The sequence below is a fragment of the Vibrio sp. HS-50-1 genome (assembly GCF_024747315.1).
In the GTDB taxonomy this organism is placed as follows: Bacteria; Pseudomonadota; Gammaproteobacteria; order Enterobacterales; family Vibrionaceae; genus Vibrio; species Vibrio diabolicus.
This window is the reverse complement of sequence record NZ_JAMPZF010000040.1, coordinates 1-25,135: the sequence shown is the minus strand read 5'-3', so window position 1 is coordinate 25,135 and position 25,135 is coordinate 1. Positions and strand designations below refer to the sequence as shown.

The window sequence follows — 25,135 nt, the reverse complement described above, 5'->3', positions numbered from 1 at the left end:
CAGTGCGGGGGTTTTTTGTAATTTGTGGTTACCTTTCGCCCACAATACCCCGCGCGGTGCCAATAATGACCACGATAATCAGGGCTAGCAGTGCGTTGATATGAGCGAAAAGGTTCATCTGTCTGTCGTTCTTTTTTCGTTAAAAAATGTTGTGTAATGTTCTACGAAATTGTTTGCGTCATTAGTGGTATCACACAATTCCGCTGCATGACAAGCAAAAAGTCATTCTTTTTTCACATTAACTCTCAATTGGGACGCGGTATATAACATAACCAACTAGATAAAACATTTGTTTACAGAGTGTTCAATAAATTGAGGAACGTATGGGGCTGGCAATCATTCATAGTCGAGCAAGCGTCGGGGTGCAAGCGCCATCGGTTAGTGTAGAAGTTCATATTAGCAATGGTATGCCCGGGTTTACCTTGGTAGGGCTGCCAGAGACGACGGTAAAAGAGTCCAAAGATCGCGTTCGTAGCGCGATCATTAATTCTAATTTTCAGTTTCCAGCTAAGCGGATCACCGTTAATTTAGCTCCAGCAGATTTGCCCAAAGAGGGAGGGCGTTTTGATCTTCCTATCGCATTAGGGATTTTGGCCGCTTCGGAGCAAATCGCGACAGATAAGCTTAAAAACTACGAATTTGTTGGAGAGTTAGCGTTATCTGGTGGTCTAAGACCTGTAAAAGGTGTGCTGCCTGCTGCGTTGGAAGCCAGTAAGATTCAGCGTCATTTAGTGGTCCCACATGTGAATGGCGATCAAGCGGCTCTAGTGGGGAAAGAACAACATAAATCGGCTCAATCTCTACTGGAAGTATGTGCTGAGCTTTGTGGCCAACATCGACTGAATCTTTTTCAAACGCCTAAGCGCAAAATAGTCGAAAAACATGGTCGAGACTTACAAGATATTATTGGCCAACAACAAGGTAAGCGCGCACTGGAGATTGCTGCCGCTGGAAACCACAACTTACTTTTCCTTGGCCCGCCAGGTACCGGGAAAACCATGTTGGCTTCGCGTTTGTGTGACTTACTACCGGAGATGAGTGACGAAGAAGCAATGGAAACCGCTTCGGTGGCGTCGCTGACGCAGAGTGAAATTAATGAGCACAATTGGAAGTCGCGTCCGTTTCGCTCTCCGCATCATTCAAGTTCAATGGCTGCATTAGTTGGCGGTGGCTCGGTACCCAGACCAGGGGAGATCTCTTTAGCCCACAACGGCTTGTTGTTTCTCGACGAAATGCCCGAATTTGACCGAAAGGTGCTGGACTCGTTACGCGAACCGCTCGAATCTGGTGAGATCATTATCTCTCGGGCGCAAGGTAAAACACGTTTTCCGGCTCGCTTCCAATTAGTTGGTGCACTGAACCCAAGTCCGACAGGATATTACGAAGGCAATCAAGCTCGCACCAATCCACAAGCTATTTTGCGTTACCTTGGTCGATTATCTGGACCACTGTTAGATCGCTTTGATATGTCTTTAGAAATCCCAGCTTTGCCCAAAGGAACATTAGCAGAAGGTGGTGATCGCGGTGAGCCGACCGCTATCGTTAAAGAACGTGTGAATCATGCGCGTACCAATATGTTGAACCGCAGCGGTAAGGTAAATGCACTGTTAGGTAGTCGAGAAATCGAGGCGTTTTGCCCCTTACACAAAAGTGATGCGGAGTTTCTTGAAACCGCTTTGCATCGTTTGGGGCTTTCGATTCGCGCGTATCATCGCATTATCAAAGTGGCGCGAACAATCGCCGATCTTGATGGGGCGGAGCAGATTGAACGAGCGCACTTGGCCGAGGCGCTTGGGTATCGAGCGATGGATCGCTTACTGAAACAACTCACGGCGCAAGCGGTATAGATACGTGCAAATATCACCGCAACAAGTGTTGTAAGTGCCTTGTTGCGATGAAGGACGTTAGAAGGTGTAGTTGAGACCAAGAGACAACAGGTACTCTTTCTCATCATAGAACGTGATATTGGAGTCCGTTTGGCTGTAGCCGGCTAAAGAGATGAACGACCAGTTTTGCCAGTCAAATACGTTTTGATATTCATAGGCTGCAAATAGGCTGACGGTGTCGTCATTTCGTGTTTTAGCAAAAGTTTGGCTAGCGGCTTGATAGTCTTTCCATGCATAACCTGCGGTGAGGGCCAATCGATGGCGGTTGATAAATTTAAACCAGCTGATGTCAAACCCGTACGAATCAAATGATTCCGCCTTACCGTCGGCATCTTGATTGATGTAGGTGAAAGCGGGTTGCAACATGGATGTTTGATTAAGTGAAATCCGATAGTCACCTTTAACGTAGTAAAGGCTCGCATCGCGAGCGAGTGAACGGTCCGTTACTTCTTCTTGCTCAATGTCTTTATCAGCATAAGCGAGATCAAGGTTGAAGTTTTTATCAATCAATCCTTTGATTTGAAAGCGATAGGCATTGCCGTCCACATCCGTTTCTTGACGGGCGATTCCGACTTGATATGGGTTACGCCAAGTTTCGCTTTTGAGCACGGTCGGTAGATAGGAAATATCGAGCACGGTGCCGGACGGCAACTCGTGTTGATAGCCCAACTGAAAAGCGAGTGTACCAACCGCGACATCGGAGCGTGTGGTACCCGCGTATACTTGGTGATTGAGTCGGTTACCAAAAGTGTAAGTAATGCTTCCTAGCGGCGCAGCGATAACGGAACTGTCACTATCGGCGCGCTTATCGAGAGAATCGATGGTGTTACTACTTTCCGTATTGAAGTTGGATTCTGATGATACAAATCCGGCATTCAGCGAAATTTCACCGCCAAAACCTGCGGTTTCAGCGAGTTGAGCCTGAGCAGAACTGACGACAAAGGCCAAAGGCAAGAGAATTAGCCTTGGTTTCATTCGTTATCTCCTTATTGTCGAATGAGTGGTGCAAATATTGGTTGAGGTAACAAATCTGACCATTCCCACGCATATTCCAATGTGGCAAAGGCGCAGTATAATTACACGCTGTTTTATTCTTCACACATTATCACTGTTGTTTGACTATCATGTTGGCATATTTGTTATTTTTTTTTAACGCTTCTTTTGTGATTCTCAATTCTGCGCTGTGTTCAATCGCAATTTGTATTATCGCTGTGTTTAAAGTATTGCTTCCAAGCGTGGAGCTAAAAGCGAAAGCGACCGCTTGTGCCAACAAGGTGATGTGGTTATGGGCTACCGTCAATGCGGGCATTCTGGCGGTTTCTAACCGTGTTGACTGGGATGTTCAGGGCGGTGAGGCGCTGAAAAAAGACGGGTGGTATCTGTTGATCAGTAACCATCTCAGTTGGACCGATATTGTGGTGCTTTGTTGTGTGTTTAAAGATCGCATTCCTATGCCGAAGTTTTTCCTCAAACAACAACTGTTGTATGTGCCTTTCATTGGGATGGCGTGTTGGGCGCTCGACATGCCATTTATGCGTCGTTATTCGCGAGAGTATCTGATCCGAAACCCGCACAAACGAGGTCAAGATTTAGAGACGACACGTCGTTCGTGCGCCAAGTTCAAACATGCACCAACCACAGTGGTTAATTATGTCGAAGGCACTCGATTTACCGAAGAAAAACAGCGTAAGAGCAAGACGAGCTACCAATATTTGCTGCAACCAAAATCGGGCGGGATCGCATACACGTTAGCGGCAATGGGGGAGCAGTTCGAGAGCATTATCGATGTGACGCTGGCGTACCCAGAAAATACAAATAAGCCATTCAAGGATTTATTAATGGGCCGAATGGGCAAGGTTGTCGTGCGTGTGAATGTGTTGCCCGTCGATGAACGAGTGCTTGGTGATTACTTTAACGATAAGCCCTATAAGCGACAATTTCAGCAATGGTTGGGTGATGTGTGGCAAGAAAAAGATCGGTTGCTACAAGAGATTTACAAATAAACAAAAGGGGAGCGGTGAGCTCCCCTTTTGATTGATATCGATGCGCTTATTTTAGTGTCAGCAAGTAGTTCACCAGAGAGAAGTACTCATCCATCGTCTTGATGCTTTGTGCTTGAACTAGGTATTTGTTGTTAACGATAACCGCAGGAACGCCGGTTAGACCGCTGTTTTCAAATTGCTTGTCCATACGGCGAACCATGGAATCAACCGCAAAGCCTTTGAATGCAGAGTCGAATTTCTTCGCGTCTACACCTTCATCAAGGAAGATTTGGCGAAGCTCTTCATCGTTACGTGGCGCCTTCTTTAGATTGTGAATGCGGTTAAACATCACTGGCACCATTTTGTCTTCCACTTTTAGTGCAACCATGGTCGCGTAGGCTTTGCTCATTGATGGGCCCATGTTGCCACCCATGAAAGAAACGTGGTTTTTTAGTAGCTTAGTACCTTCTGGCAACTGCTTTTTCAGTTGCTGGATAACAGGTTCAAAGCTATTACAGTGCGGGCAGTAGAAAGAGAAAAACTCCGTCACAAGAGGTTTTTTTGATGCCTCAAGATCCAATACTTTGTAATGTTCACCTTCTTTGAATTGCGCTGCATGTGCCGACAGGCTTAGCATCAGCATAGAAAACAGTGCGAACAGTTTTTTCATCGAAATATCTCCATTTTTGAATTTGTGGCCTGACTTACCATTGAGGCATTAAAGACAGCGGTGCTTCTTCTAAAGCGGCGATCTGCTCTTTAAATGCAAGGACCTGACCTTCCCAGTATTTTGGCTCATTAAACCATGGAAAAGCGAGAGGAAACGCAGGGTCATGCCAACGTTTTGCTAGCCATGCCATATAGTGCACCATTCGTAGACCGCGAAGTGGCTCAATTAGTTTCAATTCTGCGGGGTTAAAGTCGCAAAACTCTTGATAAGCTTCTAAAACAATATCCAGCTGCATCAGTTTGTCTTGGCGCTCACCGTTCAGCAGCATCCATAAGTCCTGCACAGCAGGGCCGTTACGAGCGTCATCCAAATCAACAAACATAGGGCCATCTCGCCACAAAATGTTGCCTGGGTGGCAATCGCCATGCAGGCGAATGGTATTGAAGCCTTCTTGCCAGTGGCTTTCAATCGATTTGATCAGCATATCCAAGTCATTGAAGAAGCTGTTCTCCAAGTGCATTGGAATCATGTTGGCGTTTTGCAGAATCTCTCTTGGTTGATACAGGTATTCTTGCAAGCCAATCGTTGGGCGATGTTGGAAGGCTTGGCGGCTACCCACTTTGTGGATGCGACCAAGGAAACGCCCTACACCTTCGAGCTGATCTAAGTTGTCAACCTCGTACTGGCGACCACCCACGCTCTCAAACAGCGCAAAGGCATAGCCTTGATAGTGATGCAGGGTTTTACCGTTGATGCGCACAGGTGGTGCGACGGGGATTTCGTTGCCAATTAGTTCTAAAGTGAAGTCGTGCTCCTCTTGGATCTGTTCGTTGCTCCAACGTTCAGGGCGGTAGAACTTGACGACATAACGACGACGCTCTTCGTCAGTGAATTGATAAACACGGTTTTCGTAGCTATTGAGGGGAAGAAAGCCTGATTCTGCGCGAACGACGATGCTTTCTAACGCGTACCACATAAAATCTGGGGTAAGGGCGTCAAAGTTAAACATACTTTGGGACATATAAACAAAAAGGCTCATTGCTGAGCCTTTTTCCATTAGTCACTGAAGTAGACGCTATAGTTTTTTTATAAAGCGGCTTTCCACTTCAATGGTGAATTCGTTGCTCTTATCGGTGAGTATAAACTGAATTGTCGTAATCGCAGAGTTTAGCTTGTCAGGATCGGCGCCAAGACTCATTGGTAAGTTCAATACTTCACCTGGCTGTACCTGAATTGTCTGCTTACCGTACCAGCTTACATCGGATAGCCCTTCAACATCCAACGAGTATTCTTGCACTTGCTGGGTTTTGTTGATCACTTTGAGGGTGTAGGTGTTTTCTACTTCGCCTGAGCTATTTACCCGGAACAGTTGGTTACGGTCGCGAATAACACTCATGCCTGCTGGGTCTACCGCTGCGATTTGGGCAAAGAACAGACCAATCATGACCAGTAGCACAGCTCCATAGCCCAGCAGCTTCGGACGCATGACTTTGGTACTCTTACCCGATAAGCGATGCTCGGTGGTGTAGCTGATTAGGCCTTTTTCGTAACCCATGCGGTCCATGGTGTTGTCACACGCATCAATACAGGCGCCACAGTTAATACATTCATATTGTAAGCCGTCACGAATATCGATACCTGTTGGGCACACCTGCACACACAAATCACAATCAATACAATCCCCCAAACCAAGCTGCTTTGGATCGGCTTTGCGTGGACGTGGACCACGCTTTTCACCACGTTTTGCATCATAGCCAACGATGAAGGTGTCTTTATCAAACATGGCAGACTGGAAGCGCGCGTAAGGACACATGTGAATACACATGATGGAACGCATCCAACCAGCATTACCATAAGTACAAATGGCAAAGAACATTATCCAAAAGACGGGCCAGAAGTTGGCGTTAAAAGTGAAAAAGTCGATAACCAATTGCTTCATTGGAACGAAGTAGCCAACAAAAGTAAAACCAGTGGCGAGCGCAATGGCAAACCAAGCGATATGTTTGATGGTTTTGCGCATCGCTAAACTTGCCGTCAGCTTATTGGAGTCCTGCTTACGACGCTTATTGGCGCTGCCTTCCAGTTTCTCTTCAAACCAGATATACATGAAGGTCCAGACGGTTTGTGGGCAGAGATAGCCACACCAAACTCGACCTAAGAAGGTGGTAATAAAGAACAACCCAAACGCCGCGATCACAAATAGCAAGGCGAGTAGGGTAAGATCTTGCGGATACAACGTGGTACCGAAAAAGTTGAACTGCTGGTTGCCAATATCGAGCAAGATCGCTTGACGTTCACCGTAAGGGATCCACGGTATCAAAGCGAAGAGAAGCAGTAAGAACCAACCACCGTAACGACGCAGTTTCTGGTAAGTCCCTTTGCTTTCGCGTACATAGATGCGATTACTTGGGTTGAACCGATCCCCATTCCCTTTATGAGTCTTGGGGTTGTAGGTTTTAGGAGTCACATCTTTGATATCGATCTTATCCTGACTCATGCACTCATCCTTCTTAGGCTTTTATAATGTACGGCGTCATTTCTATTGATGTCGCTCGATGACATTGCTACTTCGTCCTTATCATAAATCATGACCGGACATAATTATTTTAGTAAATACTGATGAACGGCGATTATACAATCAATAACAATTCCTTTTCTTTAACGCAGTCAACGTTTAACAACAAAAGTCAGTACAGTTAACCTGATAATTGGCTGAACAGTTATAACCAACTGTGGGACTAAAAATTTTAGTTATAAAAAAGCGACTCATTTGAGGGAGTCGCTTAAAGAATACTGGGTTGTTGAGCCGGTTATTTGATGACGCCACGAGCGCGCAGAATCGCAGTTTTAAAATCATCTTCTTGATCTTTCTTAAGACCTGGGATCATTTCGTCTTTGCTGCTGTTACGCATTTTAAGGTGGTAGATCAGCACGTCGTCGGTCAGATCTTCTAGCTTGCCTTCGTAGCCTGCTTCTTTCGCTAGCTTCACGATGAACTGCAGTAGGTTCATTTCTTGGTCTTTATGCCATTCAGGCTCTAGTAGCTCAAGCAGCTCTTCAATGCGATGACACTTCATTTCTTTCTCCACAGAATTTATAGGTGTAATTAGCTGTAAAGGTACCAAATTGCTTTGCGAAGACCAAATAGGAAAAACTATCTATTTCACTGTGTTTTGTTCTAAGTCGTTGAGGTGGTTTGAGTCGCGTGCAAAGAAAAAAGCGCAGCTGGCGCCGCGCTTTTGATTAAGCTGCTTTGATAACTTTGGCCGGAACACTCGACATCATTGCTGTCTTCTCAACCAATGTCATTGCTGGCGCAACTTGCTTTGCCTTTGGTGCAGTAGTAAAGCCACTGCGGCGGCGCATTGCACTAGTATTAGTGTGTGCGAACCTGACTGTTGTTGGGCGCATTAATTTACCTAACTGTCAGGCATATCCATTGCCGATGTAATGGCCTGAATCATTATGAGCTAGGCTCCAACAAGATTGAAGAATCACTCTTCTGGCTCTCGCCAATCCAGTTAATGAATCAGGAATACCGATATGCATGCATATCATGTATAAGATTAGCATCCTTGTAATAATTGGTCGATAGTTGAGCAATTGAATTGTTTAGATTTTGTCATTTTGTCGCGATGATCGAGGCAATTTTTGTTTGATCCCTCGATCAGCAGTAGTAGTATGATATCTCGACGAAGGAGGTGCCTATGTCATTTTTGAAGAAGACACTTGCCAGTTTTGGGATTGGGAGCGCTAAGGTCGACTCAATCCTAAATCAAGACGTGCTATATCCTGGTCAAAGTGTGGATGTGTCTATCCATGTTTATGGTGGTGCCACTGAACAAGCGATCGACAACATCGATTTAAAACTGTGTTGCCGCTATATCGCGGAAGCTCCTGATGACCGTGGTGCGCGAGAAGGACACAGCATGCGCCGAGTACCTCAGACTCATGTGCTTGCTAAGTGGAGCCTCCCTTATGCGTTTACCATCCATTCCGGCGAAGAGCGTACCTTCGATGTTCAGCTCGATGTGCCTTGGAATACGCCTGTCACCATTGGTGACGCCAAAGTGTGGCTCGAAACCGGCTTGGACGTTGCTGCTGCTTTAGACCCGACCGATAAAGACATCCTCACCGTTCGACCTGATCCACTAATGGATGCGGTGTTATCCGCATTTGAAGCGCAAGGTTTGCGTATTCGCCAAGTGGAGTGTGAGGAAGTGAAAGGGTTCGACCTGCCATTTGTGCAAGAATTTGAGATGGTGCCGACTGACGGGCCATACCATGGCGTGTGGCGTGAGTTAGAATTTGTCGCTCATCGTAGCGAGCAAGAACTCAAATTATGGTTTGAAGTTGACCGAACACGCAAGGGCGAGGGTGGCATGCTCGCAAGCTTACTGGGTAGCGGAAAACTCAAACGAGAGTTGACCATTCCAGCAACAACTAAGCTTGATCAAGTGGGCGAACTTGTACTTAATTACCTCGACCAAACCACGGCCGTTCATGAGTCTTAATTTAAGCTTACACGTGTAAGCCTAATGTGCCATACTAGAGCAAATTTCAAACTCTAGTATAGGCGCATTGATGTCTGAACTGCAGAAACCTCAATACAGTCAACGCGAAGAACTGGCCAATACCATCACTCATGGCATTGGGATGATTTTTGGTATTGTTGGCCTGATACTGCTGCTAATCAAAGCCATAGACCAGCAAGCTGATACGCTGACGCTGGCCAGTATGGCTGTCTACGGTGCGAGTATTATCGTGCTATTTTTGGCTTCGACGCTGTATCATGCAATTCCGCACCCCAACGCCAAACGTTGGCTAAAAACTTTCGATCACTGCGCCATTTATCTACTCATTGCTGGCAGTTATACGCCTTTTTTGTTGGTGAGTTTACGTACGCCGCTCGCGTTTGGTTTGATGATTGTTATCTGGACCATCGCTCTACTCGGCATCATCATGAAAGTCGCGTTTGTTTACCGATTTAAAAAGCTTTCCTTGATGACGTATTTGGTCATGGGCTGGCTGTCGTTGATTGTGATTTATCAGTTGGCGATCAACTTGGATATTGGCGGACTGACATTACTCGCAGCTGGTGGGATTGTGTATTCACTGGGGGTGATTTTCTACGTTGCGAAGCGTATTCCATTCAATCATGCGATTTGGCACGGCTTCGTTTTAGCGGGTTGTGTGTGTCACTTCTTCGCAATTTATTATTTTGTCGAGCCTATCTAACGGATAGATATGAACTCGACAAAACATGTGTTATCACATTAACGAGTTTTCACTTCTAACACTTTGGCTGAAAACTGGTATTGCTGAGACTGCGGCACTGCCAGTTTGATGCTTTTACCCTGTTCTGCTTGCTTTGGTCGCAGGTAAGTATCCGCCATTCGCTTGATGGATTGCCAAACTGTGACTTTTTCTTTCGCCAGTTGCTGGCCAGACATATCAAATACCTGAACTTCCACTTCAACTTGAATCACCGATTGTGAGCTTTGATTGGTAATGGACGTTGGCAGTACGAGCTCACCATCTTGATAGCTCGCGGAGCCAATCAGTACGTCGACACCAGAGTCAGACAGCTGCATGGTTGGCTTTTTGGCGTTTACCACCACGGTAGTGCCAACAGTTTTCGTCACCACTGGAATTGTCGCAATTGCGGGAGATGCGATCGTTTCAACCGCACTTGTTGTCGCTTGCGTCTCTGTTGCTTGCTGCGCAGTTTTTTTCATGACGTATTCCCAAGTAAAGTCATCGTTTAACTTCACTTCTCGACCATCGGCTAAAGTGATGACTTCAGCGGCGTATGTGGATGAGGCGGCAAGTAGGGTCGCCAGAGTGATCCATGTTTTCATTGTTATACCTTTTATTTGTGTCTGCTTAACGGCGCCAAAACGCAGGGAAGAACAGTACAAGAATAGTCAGAATTTCCAAGCGGCCCATTAACATGCCAAAGCTCAGGAGCCACTTGGCGGTATCTGGCAGAGACGCGAAGTTACCCGTCGGTCCAATCACGCTTCCCATACCTGGGCCGACGTTGGCTACCGCAGTGATGGCACCAGAGATGCTAGTGATAGGGTCTAAACCCAGTGCACTCAAGCAACCCGCGATAAAGATGATGGTGATAAAGAACATCAAGCCAAACGCGACCACCGAGCGAACAATGTCATCATTCACTGGGCGTTGGTTGTAGCGCTGTACAAACACACCTGAAGGGTGAATCAATTTCATCATCTGTTTGTTCAGCAGTGTCATTGCGATTTGGAAACGGAAGATTTTGATCCCGCCAGACGTTGATCCTGAGCATGCCCCCGCCATCATTAAGAAGGCAAAAAGAGTTGTGGGTAATGCGCCCCACGCGGTGAAGTCCTCTAAGCCAAAGCCGGTTGTGGTGACGACAGAGACGATATTAAACATCGACACTCGTAGCGCATCCAAAATGGTGTATCCATCTCGAATCACTAACCAGGCTGAAATCACTAAGCTTGAGAACACGAACAGGTACGCGAATCCTCGAACTTGAGCGTCGTTAACCAACACATCAATACGGCGTTTACGTAACGCGGCGATGAAGAGCAAAAATGGCAAGCCACCTAAGAACATAAAGGTAGTGGCCACCCAGTGTGCGCCATTAGAGAAGTGGTTCATCGACCCGTCGGATGTAGAGTATCCGCCCGTTGATAGCGTGGTAAAGGCGTGATTGATCGCTTCAAACAGGTTCATGCCTGTGACCAAGTAGCCCACAATGCATAAGCCAGTAAGCATCAAATAAACTGCTACGATGTTTTTGGCGACCGTTTTTGCTCTCGGGCTACTTTTATCCGACCAGTCGGATGATTCGGTTTGGAATAGTTTCATACCACCGACATTGAGCATAGGTAGCACCGCCACCGCCATTACGATAAAACCAATCCCCCCAAGCCACTGCAAGATAGAACGCCACAACAAAATACTTGGCGCCATGTTGTCTAAACCGCTGAGCACTGTGGAACCAGTGGTAGTAATGCCTGACATGGTTTCAAAGTAGGCGTCAGTGAAGCTGATGTGGTTGATGAACACAAACGGCAAGGCGGCAAACGCACTCGCGATGGTCCAAACCAAACTGGTGATGAGGAACATATCGCGTACGCTGAGTTTGAACTTAGCGGTTCGACCGATCGTCAAACAAATGAAGGCGGCAAGGTGCGTGATCACAACGGCTTGGGCGAAATCGAGAAATCCCCCCGTACCAGTGAAGAAAGCGACCAAAGTCGGCACGTACATAAAAAGGGCCAGTTTGGATAAAACCAGCCCGATAACAAATAGTACGGGACGTAAGTTGACCATAGGAAAATCCTAGAGGAAGAATGGACTCGGCTGGAATAGCGCTTCGACGTCTGATACGTATTTTTTGTTGACCAGGAACATCACCACATGGTCATCCTGCTCGATGACCGTACGGTCGTGGGCAATAAGGACTTCTTCGCCACGAACGATAGCACCAATGGTGGTCCCAGGTGGAAGTTTAATATCTCCAATCGCGCGCCCAACCACTTTGGATGTACTTTCATCACCGTGAGCGACGGCTTCAATGGCTTCTGCAGCGCCGCGGCGAAGTGAGGATACGTTCACGATGTCGGCACGACGAACGTGTGTCAGCAAGGCGGAAATGGTCGCTTGCTGAGGTGATATCGCCACATCAATTACGCCGCCTTGTACCAGATCTACATAAGCGCCACGTTGGATCAGCACCATTACTTTTTTCGCACCCATGCGTTTTGCCAACATCGCAGACATGATGTTGGTTTCATCTTCGTTGGTCAGCGCGATGAAGACGTCGACTTGGTCGATGTTCTCTTCCGAGAGAAGCTCTTGGTCTGCCGCGTCGCCGCAGAACACGATGGTGTTTTCTAGCTCTTCTGACAGTTTTTCTGCACGTTGGTAGTTACGTTCAATCAGCTTCACGCTGTAGTTTTGTTCTAAGCGCTTTGCGAGACTGGCACCAATGTTACCCCCGCCAACAATCATGATGCGGCGGTACGGTTTTTCTAGGCGCTGAAGTTCACTCATCACTGAGCGAATATGATTACTTGCTGCAACGAAGAACACTTCATCGTCGGCTTCAATGATGGTAGTGCCTTGCGGGCGAATCGGACGGCCTTGACGGAAAATCGCTGCCACACGGGTATCGATGTGTGGCATGTGCTCACGCAAAGCAGACAGCGCGTTACCCACCAACGGTCCACCGTAGTAGGCTTTTACCGCCACTAGGCTGACTTTCTGTTCAGCAAAGCTCACCACTTGCAGCGCGCCTGGGTATTGGATCAGACGTTCGATGTAGCTCGTAACGAGTTCTTCTGGTGCGATAAGGTGATCGACAGGAATGGCGCCAGATTTAAACAGGGCTTCTTTTTCGGCCAGATATTCTGGAGATCGAATACGCGCAACGCGGTTTGGGGTGTTGAATAGAGTGAACGCGACCTGACAGGCGGCCATGTTGGTTTCATCAGTGTTGGTTACTGCGACGAGCATATCGGCGTCTTGCGCACCAGCTTCGTGCAGCACGTCGGGGTGGCTCGCATGGCCATTGACCACACGCAGGTCGTATTTGTCCTGCAATTCACGCAGTCGATCGGCATTGTTATCGACGATGGTGATGTCGTTGTTTTCACCCACTAGGTTTTCTGCCAGTGTGCCGCCAACCTGACCTGCACCAAGAATAATGATCTTCATACTCTTTTCTCGTTATCTGAAAAAGGCGATTGAAATCACTCCAATCGCCCTATTTAGCATGCTGTTACGCGTGTGTTTTAGTTAGCACTGCGTAGTAGAAACCATCCATGTCTTCTTCGCCTGGTAGAATTTGACGACCAGGCTGGTCGGGATCAGAATCCAGCAGTTGCGCATCCGCGGTACGTGCTAAAAACGCTTTTACTTGCTCCACGTTTTCTTGCGGTGTGATTGAACAAGTCGCGTAAACCATGGTGCCGCCGGGTTTCAGTTGCGTCCACATGGCATCAAAAATTTCACTTTGTAGCTCTGCTAATGCGGCGATGTCGTCTGCACGACGTAGCCATTTGATGTCTGGGTGACGACGAATCACGCCAGTCGCAGAACATGGGGCATCCAGCAAAATGCGATCAAATTGCTCGCCTTGCCACCATTCTTGTGGATTACGCGCATCACCGCAAACCACTTTTGCCTGAAGGTTGAGACGCTTCAGGTTTTCATGCACACGTTTCAAGCGTGTGTCGTCGCAGTCAATCGCGACCACTTCACTGCCCGACGTGCGCTCTAGAATGTGCGCCGTCTTGCCACCTGGCGCAGCACAGCAATCTAAAATCAGCTCGCCGTCTTGTGGTTTTAGATAGTTGATCGAGAGCTGCGCCGCCGCATCTTGTACCGAAACCCAACCTTTATCAAAGCCAGGTAGCTTCATCACGTCACATGGTGCGGCCAATTTTATGGCGTCCATTGCTTCTGTGTGTGGCGTGCTATCAATGTTTTCATTTTTGAGCAGCGCAAGGTATTCATCACGAGTGTGGTGTTGATGGTTCACACGCAGCCACATTGGTGCTTTTTGGTTATTCGCTTCAACAATGCTTTCCCATTGCTGTGGGTAGGCCTCTTGCAGCAGTTTTAGTAACCAGCTTGGGTGACCGTACTTGCCAGCGTTGTTGCTGACAGCCATTTGGTCGAGTTCTTCTTGGTTGCGTTGGTAGTTACGCAATACAGCGTTAATCAAACCACGCAGACGAGGACCTTTCAGCTCTTTAGTGCCTTCAACCGTTTCACCGACTGCTGCGTGCGCAGGAATACGCATGAAGCTCAGTTGGTAAATGCCAACCAGAATTAGGTGATGGAATACACGTTGTTTGCCTTTGAGCGGCTTATCCATCAACTGGTTTGCGATCATTTCTAGGCGAGGTAGGTAACGTAGCGCACCGTAACAGATCTCTTGTAGCAGAGCGTGGTCACGAGGTCGTACCGTTTGTTGAGCCGCTGGAAGAGCGCTTGAAAGTGAGTGGCCCTTGTCGACGACAAGATACAGGACGTTAGCAGCCGCAGCGCGAACATTCATGATGAGTACCTTAAAGTAAAGGAGGGCATCTCTGCCCTCTAAAAGTTCGTATTATTGGGGATGATTACCCCTAGTATGGCTTAAACCAGCAGAGTGCCGACTTCAAACCAAGCTGCACGTGAGTTCAGAATATCCTGAACTGACATGGCTTTTTTGCCAGGAACTTGCAGTTGCTCTAGCACCAGTACGCCGTTGCCTGTCGCAACATAGATACCGGTTTTATCTGCTTGCACGATGGTGCCGGCTGGCTTGTCACTGGTTTGCTCTGCCACACGGCTTTGCCATACTTTGATGCTGTTTTCTGCCGCCTCAAAGTGGCTCATTGGCCATGGGTTAAATGCGCGAACGCAGCGCTCAATGTGCGCCGCATCGTCGTTCCAGTTGATGCGTGCTTCTTCTTTGCTGAGCTTTTTCGCATAGTTCGCGAGCTCATCGTCTTGCTTCACTGGCACTGCTTTACTCGCAGCAATGTCTGCTAGGCAGTCAATCAGGGCTTCTGGACCAAGCTCCGCCAATTTTTCGTACATTGAAGCGCTGGTATCTGTCGCTTCGATTGGCAGCGTGGCAATCTTCAGCATATCACCAGTGTCGAGACCGATGTCCATCTGCATGATGGTCACGCCAGTTTCTGCATCGCCCGCCCAAATAGAGCGTTGGATTGGAGCCGCACCACGCCAACGAGGTAGGATAGAACCATGTACGTTGATACAACCCAGTTTAGGGGTATCAAGAACCGCTTGTGGCAGTAGCATACCGTATGCCACGACAACCATGAGATCGGCGTTCAGGTCGGCAAGTTCTTGTTTCGCTTCGTCGGACTTAAAGCTTTCAGGTTGGTAAACCGGGATGTTGTGTTCCAGCGCCAGTTGTTTTACCGGTGGCGCAGCCAATTTCTTGCCACGACCCGCTGGACGATCTGGGTTTGTGTAAACCGCGATGACTTCATGCTCCGAAGACAACAACGCCGCCAAGTGACGGGCGGCGAAATCCGGAGTACCTGCAAAGACAATACGTAAAGACTGACTCAAGGTAGGCTTCCTTCTAATTGGTATGGTTCGAGATTAAGCGTTTTGCTGCTTCTCGTTAAAGCGTTTGATTTTCGCTAGCTTGTCCTGAATGCGTTTGCGTTTCAGTGGCGATAGGTAATCCACGAATAGCTTACCTTGTAGGTGATCAAGCTCGTGTTGAACACAAATCGCTAGCAGGTCGTCGGCTTCAAAGGTGAACTCTTTGCCATCACGATCCAGTGCTTTAACGGTAACTTCTGCAGCGCGAGGCACAAGTGCGCGTGCACCTGGTACCGACAGACAGCCTTCTTCGATGCCATCTTCGCCACGCTTTTCCAGAATCTCAGGGTTGATTAGCACCATCGGCTCATCGCGAGTTTCTGAAATATCAATCACTACGATACGTTTGTGGATATCAACCTGCGTTGCAGCAAGGCCAATACCTTCTTCGTCGTACATGGTTTCAATCATGTCATCGACGATTTTTTGAATCTCAGGCGTCACCGCTTCAACAGGCTTTGCGACTGTGCGCAGGCGATCATCCGGGAATGTTAATACTTGTAATACAGACATATTCACTCGAAATATTGAACTGTGCCGAAACAGCACAAACCTTGTTGGCTCAATTCTAGACATTTTATAGCCTAAATGACAGCATCCTTGCACCAATTTCCATTCTGGTTCCTGCTTAATAGACCAAGGACAAGGGTCATGAATCGAATTTTCCGCAACGTTGCCAGTGTTACGTTGCCGTTACTTTTCTCTTTCAACGCTGTAGCAAATGTGGATGCGAAACCACTGACTGTTAAAGATGATGCGCCACAAACATATGTAGTCGTGAAGGGCGATACGCTATGGGATATTTCGGCCATGTACTTGGATAGCCCGTGGTTGTGGCCTCGTTTATGGCAAGTAAACCCGGAAATCGACAACCCTCATTTAATTTATCCCGGTGACAAGCTGTCTTTGGTGTGGATTAACGGTCAGCCCGTGTTGAGCCTAAAACCGGTTAAGAAGCTGAGCCCGAAAGCACGTATCACGGAAAAGAAAGCGGTACCAACGGTCGCGGAAGGTTTGGTGATGCCTTACCTCAAATCGGATCGGTTGCTGGATCAAGATGCGTTGAACAGTGCAGCAAAAGTGATGGGTAGCAGCAAAGGCAGTAAGTATCTGACTGCAGAAGATGTGCTGTATATCAATGGTAATCAGACCGCGACAGGTTGGGCTATTTACCGACCAGTAGCTACCTTTTCGCGTGACGATGTGTCCGAAGAGATTACCGCGCTGCGTTTGATTGCCAAAGGTGAGCTCGTTGAAGCTTCGAGCGATTATTCTGGTTTGAAGATCACTTCTCAATTGCAAGAAATCCTGCGTAACGATATCGCGTTGCCAAATCAATCGGTTGAGAACACTGACTTCACAACAACGTTCTACCCGCTGCCGTCGCCACGAGACAGCTCTGCAAAGTTGCTGGGCAATATCGAAGGTATTCGCTTTAGTTCAACTAACCAAGTCGTGGTGATTGATAAAGGCACGTCAGACAATCTGAAACAAGGCAGTGTGTTTGATTTAAAAGAAGACGCGCACCCAGTTTACAAAGACGGCGATGAGTTCAAGAAAGAGTTTGGCGTGCTTGATAAGAAAATTACTCTGCCACAGAGTAAAGTTGGCGAATTGCTTGTGATTCGTCCGTATCAGTACTTTAGCTTGGCACTGATCACTAACAGTACTAAACCCATTAACCAAGATGTTTCGGTGGTGTCACCGTTGGCGAACGAATTAACCATCGATGAATCGACGAAATAACGATGATCTCGCTGCCTGGTTAAAACTGAGTTGTTTACCAGGCATTGGCGGGGTCAAAATGAATAAGCTACTGGCAAGAGACACGCCGCGTAACATCGTAAACTTCTCTCCCGAACAGCTACAACAACTTGGGTTAACAACTAAGCAAATTCAAGCTTGGGCTTCAACAGATAAAGAAGTTGATGCTTGTTTAAGTTGGCTTGAGGCTTCTACAAATCATCATATCCTGACACTGACTGACCCTCTTTATCCACCTCAACTCAAACAAATCGTTGCGCCGCCACCTCTGCTTTTTGTTCAAGGAAATTCTACTTGTCTTTCGCAGCCACAAATAGCAATGGTTGGCAGCCGAAATGCGAGTATTGATGGCTTACAGCATGCACGCCACTTTGCCGCAGAATTTGTTCAGCACGATTTTATTGTCACCAGTGGTCTCGCTTTAGGCATTGACGGTCATGCGCATGATGGTGCGTTGCAAGCAAAAGGTAAGACGATTGCGGTGCTGGGATCTGGCTTAGAAAATATTTATCCGGCACGTCATCGTGGTTTAGCGCAACGTGTTATTGAACATGGGGCTTTGGTGTCTGAGTTTCGCCCCAACGCCAAGCCGCGCCCGGAAAACTTCCCGCGTCGAAACCGCATTATTAGCGGATTATCGCTAGGTGTGTTAGTTGTGGAAGCGGCGGAAAGGAGTGGCTCGTTAATTACTGCTCGTTACGCGCTTGAGCAAGGTCGAGAAGTGTTTGCGCTGCCAGCTTCGATAAATGCCCCTAATGCCAGCGGTGGCAACCAGTTGATACGTCATGGTGCTTGCCTCGTAGAAAAGACGAAAGATGTCTTAGATGAAATACAGTCTTTGCTTGATTGGTCTATTAATCAGAGTACCGATTTATTTTCTACGTTAAATGATGAAGAAGAATTGCCATTTCCTCAGCTGTTAGCTAACGTAGGAAGTGAAGCTACACCGGTTGATATTCTTGCAAACAGGACCAATATACCTGTCCAGGAAGTCATGATGCAGCTCTTAGAGTTAGAACTCTCTGGGCATGTCGTTGCGGTTTCAGGTGGCTATATTCGAAAGGGGAGGGGCTAGCTATGATGATGGATATATTGATGTATCTATTCGAAACCTACATCCATAGCGATGCAGAGTTACAGGTCGAACAAGACGAGTTGGAAGAAGAATTGCTCCGTGCAGGCTTCCAACAAAAAGATATCTACAAAGCCCTTGTCTGGTTAGAAGAGCTTGCCGCATTGCAGCAAAGTGACACCTCTTCTGCAATCTCGACTTGCATGGCTTCGTCATCAACTCGTATCTACACAGCGAAAGAGATGCAGCGTTTAGATTTGGAATGCCGAGGGTTTCTATTGTTTCTCGAGCAAATCAATGTGTTAACCACAGAAACTCGCGAAATGGTGATTGACCGAGTGATGGGATTAGAAACGAGTGAGTTTGAGCTTGAAGATCTCAAATGGATCATTCTGATGGTGCTGTTTAATGTGCCTGGCAACGAAAACGCTTACACGCTAATGGAAGAGCTGTTGTATACCAAGGAACAAGGGATTCTTCACTAACCATCTGGGCAAGTTCGAGTTTAGCTAGAATAAACGCGAGCTTGTCTTTTTGTGTGTTTTTCACGAAACGGTAAGTATGAGTAGTAAAATCGACAACACCCTTTTCTCTGCCCATGAACACGCATTGGAACACGAGCCGTGTCCTAAATGTGGCAGCGAGTTGACCCTCAAACATGGCAAACACGGTCCCTTTCTTGGCTGTAGCCACTATCCAAGCTGTGATTACATCAAAGCCCTGTACAACAATGATGGACACATCGTCAAAGAGCTTGGCGTTCCTTGTCCAGAGTGTGGTAACGAGTTGGTATTACGCCAAGGGCGTTATGGGATGTTTGTTGGTTGCAGTAACTATCCGGCTTGTCATCATATTGAGTCGATTAATCAACCTGAGCCAGAAAAGCAGCCGCAAGAGCAACACGCGTGTCCTGAATGTGGTAAAGGTCATTTAGTTGAGCGTAAGACGCGCTTTGGTAAAGCTTTCTACGCATGTGATAACTACCCTAAATGCAAATTTGCAGTGAATCTCCCTCCGGTTAAAGGGAGATGCGAAGAATGTGGTTTTACTTTGTTGGTGGAGAAGAAACTCGCCAGTGGTGTGAAATTGCAATGTGCCAATCGTAAGTGCCAGCACACCCAACAAGGGTAAAGACATCAAAGGAATTAAAAAGGGTCGCATCGTGCGACCCTTTTTTGTTTTTTTGCTGCCAAACGTTAGTGCTGAGGCTGTTTAGCGAACGCTTGCACGGCTGGGAAAGCTATTGGGTCTAAGATGTCTGCCAGAGCGCACAACCTGCGGTGCAATTCTCCTGGGTAGTCGCCACACACGTTGATGTGTCCCATCTTGCGACCTGCACGTTTCTCTTTGCCATACCAATGAAGGTGGCAACCATCCATTGATAACAATGCTTCTGGTAGTGTGTCTTCACCAAGAATATTGATCATTGAGGTTTCACGAACCAATTTCGTACTACCTAATGGTAAGCCGCATACTGCGCGCAGATGGTTTTCAAACTGACACGTTTCTGCACCTTGCTGTGTCCAGTGACCAGAGTTGTGCACGCGTGGAGCAATCTCATTCACTAAAAGTGCCCCATCGACATCAAAGAACTCAAGCGCTAATACGCCAACGTAATCTAGGCTATCTGCGACTGCCGTGAACATTTGCTTTGCTTGTTCCTGTAACCCTGGCGCATCAATCGCAGTAGAAAGACTCAATACACCGTTGGTGTGAACATTCTCTGCCAGAGGATACACTTCCACACTGCCATCTTTGCTTCGAGCACCAACCAGTGATACTTCGCGGTTAAAAGGAACAAACTCTTCAGCAACAATCGCTTGAGTTGGTGTTGCCGCGATGCACTCTGCCATCTCAGTCCAAATGTCGTCGACTTGAGAAGCTTCTTTTAAGCGCCATTGGCCTTTACCATCGTAACCACCTAATGCACTTTTCAGAACCATTGGCATACCAACGTGTTCAATTGCGCGCTCAAAGTCTTCACGAGTTTCAATGACGTAGTATTTCGCGTTGCGCACGCCAGCATCATCAAGCAGTGCTTTTTCAATACGGCGATCACCACCTGCTTTGATGGCTTGCGTACTTGGTAGGAACTTGCCGCTCGCTTCGCAAACCTTGAGCACGTCATGTGGAATATGCTCGAACTCGGCAGTAATCACATCAACTTGCGTAATCGTATTTTCCAAGCCATGGCCAAGTACCTGTTGAGTTAAAGGGTGAACGACATCACCGCTGCTGACATCGTAAGCTGAAATTTGAATATTCAGTGGTGCACCAGCCAGAGACATCATGCGAGCCAACTGACCTGATCCGAGAACCAGTACATGCATTTGATTAATCCTCAGCTGGATTTGGGTTAGCCAGTACGGTTTCCGTCTGTTCATTGCGGAACGCTTCTACCTTCGCCATGATGTTTTCATCATGAGTGCCTAGGATTTGCGCTGCTAGGATACCGGCGTTTGCTGCGCCCGCTTCGCCAATCGCTAATGTACCAACCGCAATTCCCTTTGGCATCTGTACAATAGAGAGCAGTGAATCCATACCTTTCAGTGCACGAGACTGAACGGGAACACCAAGCACTGGCAAACTAGTAAACGCAGCAACCATACCTGGTAGGTGGGCTGCACCACCTGCGCCTGCGATGATAACTTTGATGCCGCGTTCTTTTGCGCCACTGGCGTAGTCCGCCAGTAATTGAGGAGTTCGGTGTGCTGACACGACTTTTGTTTCGTAAGGTACGCCAAATTGGTCTAGCATGTCCGCTGCTAGTTTCATGGTTGGCCAATCGGATTTAGAACCCATGATGATACCGACTTTCATCTCAAACTCCTTCAAGCTGCAAAATTAGGTGAGCTGATAAATTTGTGCGCATTATACGAGGATTTTTATCTCAAGCAAACGTTTGCGTCTTGTTGTTGACGCTATTGATACATTTTATAAAAAAATTGCTTTAGTGTCTGAGAATGAATATTTGTACACTTAGTGAAAATAATACAGTCAGACAATCAGGAAGTAATCGGTGGATAACTTTGAACAAGTGCTCAACGCACTACAACAAGGCGAAGTGATTGCCTACCCAACAGAAGGGGTTTTTGGTGTCGGATGCGATCCAGATAACCCAGAAGCAATTCAAAAACTGCTGGAGCTCAAGCAGCGCCCGGTGGAAAAAGGGCTGATTCTGATCGCTGCAAGTTATGAGCAGCTCTTGCCGTATATTGATGAATCTCAACTGACTCGAGAACAATTAGCGACCGTTCATGCAACTTGGCCAGGTCCATACACTTGGATCATGCCTGCGAGCGATAAAGTCTCCAACTGGGTTTCAGGGCAGTTTGATTCAATTGCAGTTCGTGTGACTGATCATCCTTTGGTTCAAAAGATGTGTAATGCATTCGGAAAGCCGTTAACCTCTACCAGCGCGAATCTTTCCGGCTTGCCACCGTGTATGACCACGGAAGAAGTCGAAGAGCAATTGGGTGACAAGCTGGTGGCCATTCTTCGTGGTGAAACCAGCGGTCGTGATAAACCCAGCGAGATTCGTGACGCCAAGACTTCACAAATATTAAGACAGGGCTAACCCTGCTTGCCAGTCATCAACCGGTATCACGTAATAGGTAATAACGTATGTCAGCAATCGATAAGCACGCCGTAAAGCAGTTCCTGATGTCACTTCAGGACTCCATTTGTCAGCAGTTAGAACAAGAAGATGGAGAGGCCGTCTTTGTCGAGGATGCATGGCATCGTGAACCGGGCGAACGTCTTGGTGGCGGTGGGCGCTCACGTGTTATGCGTGATGGCCTTGTTTTCGAGCAAGGTGGGGTGAACTTTTCGCATGTAGAAGGGAAAGAAATGCCAGCATCTGCGACGGCACATCGTCCGGAGCTAGCTGGTCGCCGCTTTGAAGCGATGGGGGTCTCTTTGGTTATCCATCCCAAAAACCCTTATGTACCGACTTCACACGCCAATGTCCGCTTCTTTATCGCCGAGAAAGAGGGCGAAGAACCAATTTGGTGGTTTGGTGGTGGTTTCGACCTGACTCCTTTCTATCCTTTCGAAGAAGATTGTCAGTCATGGCACGATACAGCTAAGGCAATCTGTGCCCCATTTGGTGAAGAAGTATATGCAGAACACAAAGCTTGGTGTGATAAGTACTTCTTCTTGCCACATCGAAACGAAACTCGTGGTGTCGGTGGTTTGTTCTTTGATGATTTGAATCACTGGGAGTTTGATAAGTGTTTCGATTACATCAAAGCGGTGGGTGAAGGCTATTGCCAAGCTTATTTGCCGATCGTGTCTCGTCGTAAAGACATCGAATATGGCGAGCGCGAACGTGAATTCCAACTTTACCGTCGTGGTCGTTATGTTGAGTTCAACTTAGTGTACGACCGTGGCACTTTATTCGGTTTACAAAGTGGTGGGCGTACCGAGTCGATTCTGATGTCGATGCCGCCGTTAGCGCGATGGGAGTACTGCTACGAGCCAGAAGCGGGATCGCCAGAAGCTGAACTTTACGAGCGATACCTAACGCCACGAGAGTGGTAAGCACGGAATCTCCTTTTCTATATAGATAGATAGTGATAGGGTCATCCGTAATCAGATGGCCCTGTTTTCTCTATATCTAAGTAAGGAATAAAGGTAAGGACATGACCCCGCAAATCGATCGTTACGCCGTGTTTGGTAACCCTATCGGGCACAGCAAGTCGCCATTTATCCATACACTCTTTGCTCGTCAAACTAATCAGTCCCTAACATACACCGCAGAATGTGCGCCTGTGGGTGGATTTATCGAAGCGGCGAAAGCATTTTTTGCTGACGGCGGCAAAGGCTGTAACGTGACCTTGCCTTTTAAAGAAGATGCCTATCAATTTGCCAGCCGTTTGACCGAGCGTGCTCAGCTTGCTGGAGCAGTGAATACACTTAAGAAGCTTGATGATGGTGAAATCATTGGTGATAACACTGATGGTGCAGGCTTAGTGCAGGACTTGTTGCAACATCAAGTCGTTTTAGAAGGTGCACGCATCCTGATCATAGGAGCTGGTGGTGCCGCTCGAGGAGTGATTAAACCATTGCTCGATCAAAAGCCAACATCTCTAACGATAACTAATCGTTCATTTTCCAAAGCCGAACAATTGGCAGAATTGTTTTCTGCGTATGGCCCTGTTACAGCAAAAGAGATGAATACCATTGCTGAAGAGTACGACGTCGTAATTAACTCCACATCTGCATCATTGAGTGGTGAGTTACCTGCAATCTCTTCCTCGGTATTCGCCACCAATAGTACAAGCTACGATATGATGTATGGCAAAGGTGATACCACATTTAACCAATGGGCTAAGCAACACGGTGCGGCACATGCTTATGATGGTTTAGGTATGTTAGTTGGCCAAGCTGCTGAGAGTTTTATGCTATGGCGCGGTCTTCGTCCAGGCGCCAAACAGATTTTGCGTGAATTAAGAAAGAACCTTGAAGGTCAATAAGCGATGAATCAATCCATTTTATTCCCAGACATGCAATCATGGGATGAAGTATCACAATCAGTAAACTTTGCGGCGCAACAATCAGGCGCACTAATAGAATGCTTTGTGACGAAACAAAAGTTAGAAAAGTTATCTGGCTCAGAGTTAGATACGGAGCAGGCCGTGCTCTCTGCTTTTATTGACTACCGATTTGATCTGGAAGAAATAGCAGAAGAGTTAATAGAAGATGAAGCCTTCAACGAAGAAGGCCATATTATCATCGGCTAATAGACCTTTAGTTCAAGTCTTCTACTTCATGTAAGTAGTCGTTTTTGTTTTGAACATAGTTATTGGCAGACTTTTGCAAAAAAGCTCGTTCTGTCTCTGATAGAGGACGAGCTTGTTTAACTGGACTACCGACATAAAGATAGCCGCTTTCTAATCTCTTTCCTGGCGGCACTAAACTGCCCGCTCCAATCATCACCTCTGATTCAATAACGACAGCATCTAAAACAATCGCCCCCATACCAACCAAAACACGATCGTGGATCTCACAACCGTGCAGCATCACTTTGTGGCCAATCGTAACGTCATTGCCAATGATAAGTGGGTAGCCGTTTGGGTTTTCGGCGTTCTTATGGGTGACATGCAAAACACTGCCATCTTGAATATTAGTTCGATCACCAATGTGAATGTGGTTCACATCGCCTCGTGCCGCTACTAATGGCCAAATGCTAGAATCGTCCCCAACACGGATATCTCCGACTAACACTGAGGTTGAGTCAACGTAAACACGCTCACCAAGTTGAGGCTTTATACCTTTGTAGCTTCTAATTAAGCTCATCTTTTCTCCTTATTAGGGGCGAGTACAGAGGACATGGAGGTAGAATAGTAGTGAAAACTCGCCTTTTAGAATAAAAAACACCCAAACGATAAAAAAATCAAAAAAAACGTGAAAAAGGGCTTGCCAATGTGATCGCAATCTCTATAATGCCACCTCGCTGACACGGCAACGCTTCGAAAGAAACGAAGTTGAGGTTAGCAAGCCAAATTAGCCAAGCGGAAACGCTTGAAAAAAGTTTGAAAAAAGTGATTGACACTAAACTTTAACTCGCTAAAATGGCCGTCCTGTTTTGAGCAAAGCTCAACAGGAAAAGCTCTTTAACAATATA

27 protein-coding genes are annotated in these 25,135 nt (G+C 47.1%); 12 read left to right on the top strand and 15 right to left on the bottom strand.

Going from position 1 to position 25,135, the window contains the following annotated elements; genetic code table 11:
* Positions 1-323 precede the first annotated feature (323 nt).
* A complete protein-coding gene (locus NDJ01_RS16980) occupies positions 324-1,847 on the top strand; it encodes a YifB family Mg chelatase-like AAA ATPase (protein ID WP_006742918.1) in 1,524 nt (507 codons plus the stop codon).
* 57 nt (positions 1,848-1,904) lie between these two features.
* Here NDJ01_RS16980 and NDJ01_RS16975 read toward each other — a convergent pair whose 3' ends face one another.
* Positions 1,905-2,861, bottom strand: coding sequence for a DUF2860 domain-containing protein (locus NDJ01_RS16975; RefSeq protein WP_258587041.1), 957 nt, complete (start codon positions 2,859-2,861; stop codon positions 1,905-1,907).
* A gap of 149 nt (positions 2,862-3,010) precedes the next feature.
* Here NDJ01_RS16975 and NDJ01_RS16970 point away from each other — a divergent pair, with 149 nt between their 5' ends.
* Positions 3,011-3,889 (top strand): acyltransferase, encoded by an 879-nt coding sequence (locus NDJ01_RS16970; RefSeq protein WP_139060353.1) that lies wholly within the window; start codon positions 3,011-3,013, stop codon positions 3,887-3,889.
* Positions 3,890-3,935: 46 nt separating this feature from the next.
* On the opposite strand, the gene NDJ01_RS16965 is transcribed toward NDJ01_RS16970, so the two are convergent.
* The 5 genes from NDJ01_RS16965 to NDJ01_RS16945 all read right to left on the bottom strand — a co-directional run bounded on the left by NDJ01_RS16965 (position 3,936) and on the right by NDJ01_RS16945 (position 7,949).
* The gene (locus NDJ01_RS16965) at positions 3,936-4,538 is read right to left on the bottom strand and encodes a thiol:disulfide interchange protein DsbA/DsbL (protein ID WP_005379036.1); all 603 of its coding nucleotides are present in this window, start codon (positions 4,536-4,538) and stop codon (positions 3,936-3,938) included.
* A 34-nt stretch (positions 4,539-4,572) separates the two neighbouring features.
* Positions 4,573-5,559 (bottom strand): serine/threonine protein kinase, encoded by a 987-nt coding sequence (locus tag NDJ01_RS16960; protein WP_258587050.1) that lies wholly within the window; start codon positions 5,557-5,559, stop codon positions 4,573-4,575.
* Positions 5,560-5,613: 54 nt separating this feature from the next.
* A complete protein-coding gene (ccoG, locus tag NDJ01_RS16955) occupies positions 5,614-7,035 on the bottom strand; it encodes a cytochrome c oxidase accessory protein CcoG (RefSeq protein WP_258587040.1) in 1,422 nt (473 codons plus the stop codon).
* A gap of 313 nt (positions 7,036-7,348) precedes the next feature.
* Positions 7,349-7,615: a YihD family protein gene (locus tag NDJ01_RS16950; RefSeq protein ID WP_047010287.1), complete on the bottom strand. Its 267-nt coding sequence runs from the start codon at positions 7,613-7,615 to the stop codon at positions 7,349-7,351.
* A gap of 166 nt (positions 7,616-7,781) precedes the next feature.
* Entirely contained in the window at positions 7,782-7,949 is a 168-nt protein-coding gene (locus NDJ01_RS16945) for a hypothetical protein (RefSeq protein WP_005379043.1), read from the bottom strand.
* 296 nt (positions 7,950-8,245) lie between these two features.
* Between NDJ01_RS16945 and NDJ01_RS16940 the strand changes: the two genes are divergently transcribed.
* Positions 8,246-9,052: a sporulation protein gene (locus tag NDJ01_RS16940; protein WP_005394045.1), complete on the top strand. Its 807-nt coding sequence runs from the start codon at positions 8,246-8,248 to the stop codon at positions 9,050-9,052.
* Positions 9,053-9,122: 70 nt separating this feature from the next.
* On the top strand, positions 9,123-9,776 hold the full coding sequence (locus NDJ01_RS16935; protein ID WP_005394044.1) for a hemolysin III family protein: 654 nt from the start codon (positions 9,123-9,125) through the stop codon (positions 9,774-9,776).
* Positions 9,777-9,814: 38 nt separating this feature from the next.
* On the opposite strand, the gene NDJ01_RS16930 is transcribed toward NDJ01_RS16935, so the two are convergent.
* The 6 genes from NDJ01_RS16930 to def form a co-directional block, all read right to left on the bottom strand.
* Positions 9,815-10,399, bottom strand: a complete 585-nt coding sequence (locus NDJ01_RS16930; RefSeq protein ID WP_170903501.1) for a DUF3157 family protein — start codon at positions 10,397-10,399, stop codon at positions 9,815-9,817.
* Between the two features lie 25 nt (positions 10,400-10,424).
* Entirely contained in the window at positions 10,425-11,870 is a 1,446-nt protein-coding gene (locus NDJ01_RS16925; RefSeq protein WP_258587039.1) for a TrkH family potassium uptake protein, read from the bottom strand.
* A 9-nt stretch (positions 11,871-11,879) separates the two neighbouring features.
* On the bottom strand, positions 11,880-13,256 hold the full coding sequence (gene trkA / locus NDJ01_RS16920; RefSeq protein ID WP_005394041.1) for a Trk system potassium transporter TrkA: 1,377 nt from the start codon (positions 13,254-13,256) through the stop codon (positions 11,880-11,882).
* Between the two features lie 64 nt (positions 13,257-13,320).
* On the bottom strand, positions 13,321-14,604 hold the full coding sequence (rsmB, locus tag NDJ01_RS16915) for a 16S rRNA (cytosine(967)-C(5))-methyltransferase RsmB (protein ID WP_005394040.1): 1,284 nt from the start codon (positions 14,602-14,604) through the stop codon (positions 13,321-13,323).
* A gap of 80 nt (positions 14,605-14,684) precedes the next feature.
* Complete coding sequence (gene fmt / locus NDJ01_RS16910; RefSeq protein ID WP_258587038.1) at positions 14,685-15,632, bottom strand: methionyl-tRNA formyltransferase; 948 nt, start codon at positions 15,630-15,632, stop codon at positions 14,685-14,687.
* A gap of 33 nt (positions 15,633-15,665) precedes the next feature.
* Positions 15,666-16,184, bottom strand: a complete 519-nt coding sequence (gene def / locus NDJ01_RS16905; protein WP_005379068.1) for a peptide deformylase — start codon at positions 16,182-16,184, stop codon at positions 15,666-15,668.
* Positions 16,185-16,322: 138 nt separating this feature from the next.
* Here def and NDJ01_RS16900 point away from each other — a divergent pair, with 138 nt between their 5' ends.
* The 4 genes from NDJ01_RS16900 (at position 16,323) to NDJ01_RS16885 (ending at position 19,638) form a co-directional block, all read left to right on the top strand.
* Positions 16,323-17,417 (top strand): LysM peptidoglycan-binding domain-containing protein, encoded by a 1,095-nt coding sequence (locus tag NDJ01_RS16900; RefSeq protein WP_258587037.1) that lies wholly within the window; start codon positions 16,323-16,325, stop codon positions 17,415-17,417.
* Positions 17,401-18,510, top strand: a complete 1,110-nt coding sequence (dprA, locus tag NDJ01_RS16895) for a DNA-processing protein DprA (RefSeq protein WP_006742929.1) — start codon at positions 17,401-17,403, stop codon at positions 18,508-18,510. The genes NDJ01_RS16900 and dprA overlap by 17 nt, the downstream gene beginning before the upstream one ends.
* A 2-nt stretch (positions 18,511-18,512) precedes the next feature.
* Positions 18,513-18,992, top strand: a complete 480-nt coding sequence (locus tag NDJ01_RS16890; protein ID WP_005379074.1) for a DUF494 family protein — start codon at positions 18,513-18,515, stop codon at positions 18,990-18,992.
* A 76-nt stretch (positions 18,993-19,068) separates the two neighbouring features.
* The gene (locus NDJ01_RS16885; RefSeq protein WP_065646625.1) at positions 19,069-19,638 is read left to right on the top strand and encodes a type I DNA topoisomerase; all 570 of its coding nucleotides are present in this window, start codon (positions 19,069-19,071) and stop codon (positions 19,636-19,638) included.
* A 65-nt stretch (positions 19,639-19,703) separates the two neighbouring features.
* Here the strand turns inward: NDJ01_RS16885 and NDJ01_RS16880 are convergent, their stop codons facing one another.
* Together NDJ01_RS16880 and purE are read right to left on the bottom strand one after the other, a co-directional pair.
* Complete coding sequence (locus tag NDJ01_RS16880; RefSeq protein WP_258587036.1) at positions 19,704-20,837, bottom strand: 5-(carboxyamino)imidazole ribonucleotide synthase; 1,134 nt, start codon at positions 20,835-20,837, stop codon at positions 19,704-19,706.
* Between the two features lie 4 nt (positions 20,838-20,841).
* Positions 20,842-21,327 (bottom strand): 5-(carboxyamino)imidazole ribonucleotide mutase, encoded by a 486-nt coding sequence (gene purE, locus NDJ01_RS16875; RefSeq protein WP_258587035.1) that lies wholly within the window; start codon positions 21,325-21,327, stop codon positions 20,842-20,844.
* Positions 21,328-21,526: 199 nt separating this feature from the next.
* On the opposite strand from purE, the gene NDJ01_RS16870 reads away from it, so the two are divergent.
* The 4 genes from NDJ01_RS16870 (at position 21,527) to NDJ01_RS16855 (ending at position 24,251) form a co-directional block, all read left to right on the top strand.
* Positions 21,527-22,084: an L-threonylcarbamoyladenylate synthase gene (locus NDJ01_RS16870; protein ID WP_046874602.1), complete on the top strand. Its 558-nt coding sequence runs from the start codon at positions 21,527-21,529 to the stop codon at positions 22,082-22,084.
* Between the two features lie 47 nt (positions 22,085-22,131).
* Entirely contained in the window at positions 22,132-23,049 is a 918-nt protein-coding gene (gene hemF / locus NDJ01_RS16865) for an oxygen-dependent coproporphyrinogen oxidase (RefSeq protein ID WP_258587034.1), read from the top strand.
* A gap of 101 nt (positions 23,050-23,150) precedes the next feature.
* Positions 23,151-23,984, top strand: a complete 834-nt coding sequence (aroE, locus tag NDJ01_RS16860) for a shikimate dehydrogenase (RefSeq protein ID WP_258587033.1) — start codon at positions 23,151-23,153, stop codon at positions 23,982-23,984.
* A 3-nt stretch (positions 23,985-23,987) separates the two neighbouring features.
* Positions 23,988-24,251 (top strand): DUF1488 domain-containing protein, encoded by a 264-nt coding sequence (locus NDJ01_RS16855; RefSeq protein ID WP_012841273.1) that lies wholly within the window; start codon positions 23,988-23,990, stop codon positions 24,249-24,251.
* Between the two features lie 7 nt (positions 24,252-24,258).
* Here NDJ01_RS16855 and NDJ01_RS16850 read toward each other — a convergent pair whose 3' ends face one another.
* Positions 24,259-24,807: a gamma carbonic anhydrase family protein gene (locus tag NDJ01_RS16850; RefSeq protein WP_257888110.1), complete on the bottom strand. Its 549-nt coding sequence runs from the start codon at positions 24,805-24,807 to the stop codon at positions 24,259-24,261.
* Positions 24,808-25,135: the final 328 nt, after the last annotated feature.

What these genes read in the sequence shown, in the direction of transcription:
- NDJ01_RS16980 (WP_006742918.1), top strand. Translation starts at nt 324, where the DNA reads ATGGGGCTGGCAATCATTCATAGTCGAGCAAGCGTCGGGGTGCAAGCG.
- NDJ01_RS16975 (WP_258587041.1), bottom strand. Translation starts at nt 2,861, where the DNA reads ATGAAACCAAGGCTAATTCTCTTGCCTTTGGCCTTTGTCGTCAGTTCT.
- NDJ01_RS16970 (WP_139060353.1), top strand. Translation starts at nt 3,011, where the DNA reads ATGTTGGCATATTTGTTATTTTTTTTTAACGCTTCTTTTGTGATTCTC.
- NDJ01_RS16965 (WP_005379036.1), bottom strand. Translation starts at nt 4,538, where the DNA reads ATGAAAAAACTGTTCGCACTGTTTTCTATGCTGATGCTAAGCCTGTCG.
- NDJ01_RS16960 (WP_258587050.1), bottom strand. Translation starts at nt 5,559, where the DNA reads ATGTCCCAAAGTATGTTTAACTTTGACGCCCTTACCCCAGATTTTATG.
- ccoG (WP_258587040.1), bottom strand. Translation starts at nt 7,035, where the DNA reads ATGAGTCAGGATAAGATCGATATCAAAGATGTGACTCCTAAAACCTAC.
- NDJ01_RS16950 (WP_047010287.1), bottom strand. Translation starts at nt 7,615, where the DNA reads ATGAAGTGTCATCGCATTGAAGAGCTGCTTGAGCTACTAGAGCCTGAA.
- NDJ01_RS16945 (WP_005379043.1), bottom strand. Translation starts at nt 7,949, where the DNA reads ATGCGCCCAACAACAGTCAGGTTCGCACACACTAATACTAGTGCAATG.
- NDJ01_RS16940 (WP_005394045.1), top strand. Translation starts at nt 8,246, where the DNA reads ATGTCATTTTTGAAGAAGACACTTGCCAGTTTTGGGATTGGGAGCGCT.
- NDJ01_RS16935 (WP_005394044.1), top strand. Translation starts at nt 9,123, where the DNA reads ATGTCTGAACTGCAGAAACCTCAATACAGTCAACGCGAAGAACTGGCC.
- NDJ01_RS16930 (WP_170903501.1), bottom strand. Translation starts at nt 10,399, where the DNA reads ATGAAAACATGGATCACTCTGGCGACCCTACTTGCCGCCTCATCCACA.
- NDJ01_RS16925 (WP_258587039.1), bottom strand. Translation starts at nt 11,870, where the DNA reads ATGGTCAACTTACGTCCCGTACTATTTGTTATCGGGCTGGTTTTATCC.
- trkA (WP_005394041.1), bottom strand. Translation starts at nt 13,256, where the DNA reads ATGAAGATCATTATTCTTGGTGCAGGTCAGGTTGGCGGCACACTGGCA.
- rsmB (WP_005394040.1), bottom strand. Translation starts at nt 14,604, where the DNA reads ATGAATGTTCGCGCTGCGGCTGCTAACGTCCTGTATCTTGTCGTCGAC.
- def (WP_005379068.1), bottom strand. Translation starts at nt 16,184, where the DNA reads ATGTCTGTATTACAAGTATTAACATTCCCGGATGATCGCCTGCGCACA.
- NDJ01_RS16900 (WP_258587037.1), top strand. Translation starts at nt 16,323, where the DNA reads ATGAATCGAATTTTCCGCAACGTTGCCAGTGTTACGTTGCCGTTACTT.
- dprA (WP_006742929.1), top strand. Translation starts at nt 17,401, where the DNA reads ATGAATCGACGAAATAACGATGATCTCGCTGCCTGGTTAAAACTGAGT.
- NDJ01_RS16890 (WP_005379074.1), top strand. Translation starts at nt 18,513, where the DNA reads ATGATGATGGATATATTGATGTATCTATTCGAAACCTACATCCATAGC.
- NDJ01_RS16885 (WP_065646625.1), top strand. Translation starts at nt 19,069, where the DNA reads ATGAGTAGTAAAATCGACAACACCCTTTTCTCTGCCCATGAACACGCA.
- NDJ01_RS16880 (WP_258587036.1), bottom strand. Translation starts at nt 20,837, where the DNA reads ATGCATGTACTGGTTCTCGGATCAGGTCAGTTGGCTCGCATGATGTCT.
- purE (WP_258587035.1), bottom strand. Translation starts at nt 21,327, where the DNA reads ATGAAAGTCGGTATCATCATGGGTTCTAAATCCGATTGGCCAACCATG.
- hemF (WP_258587034.1), top strand. Translation starts at nt 22,132, where the DNA reads ATGTCAGCAATCGATAAGCACGCCGTAAAGCAGTTCCTGATGTCACTT.
- aroE (WP_258587033.1), top strand. Translation starts at nt 23,151, where the DNA reads ATGACCCCGCAAATCGATCGTTACGCCGTGTTTGGTAACCCTATCGGG.
- NDJ01_RS16855 (WP_012841273.1), top strand. Translation starts at nt 23,988, where the DNA reads ATGAATCAATCCATTTTATTCCCAGACATGCAATCATGGGATGAAGTA.
- NDJ01_RS16850 (WP_257888110.1), bottom strand. Translation starts at nt 24,807, where the DNA reads ATGAGCTTAATTAGAAGCTACAAAGGTATAAAGCCTCAACTTGGTGAG.